The organism is Saccharothrix sp. ST-888 (genome assembly GCF_000955975.1).
Taxonomy (GTDB): domain Bacteria; phylum Actinomycetota; class Actinomycetes; order Streptomycetales; family Streptomycetaceae; genus Kitasatospora.
The window spans coordinates 1-336 of record NZ_JYJF01000694.1; the positions used below are offsets into that span (position 1 = coordinate 1).

Genomic DNA, 336 nt, shown 5'->3' on the forward strand with positions numbered 1-336 from the left:
AAACGCCGTCGCGATCATCGGACTACCGGCCGACGCCTGCGAGTACCTGGGTTCACCGCTTTACGCTGAGCTGCTCCCACCCGTCGTCCACAACCTCCGGAACGTCGGCCCCTGCGCCTGTGCAAACGCCGGATACGAGGCCCCCCCCAGCCTCGCCGGTATCGCGCTGCGCCTGCTAGGCGGTAGCCACGGGGTCGTGCGCACCGGCCGGGCTCGGGAGCTCGCTTTGCACTGCCCGGCCGTCGGAGGCGGGTTCGCCCCGGAAGCGCTCGACAAAGCCTGGGCCTCATTCCGCGCCACTGTGGCGGCCGAACTCCCCCGGGTCAGGGACTGGAT

General features: G+C 70.5%; 1 protein-coding gene. It reads left to right on the forward strand.

From position 1 onward, the window contains the following. Nucleotides 1-16: 16 nt before the first annotated feature. Nucleotides 17-336 (forward strand): DUF2332 family protein (locus UK12_RS45415; RefSeq protein WP_442973930.1); only part of this gene is annotated, 320 nt, incomplete at its 3' end.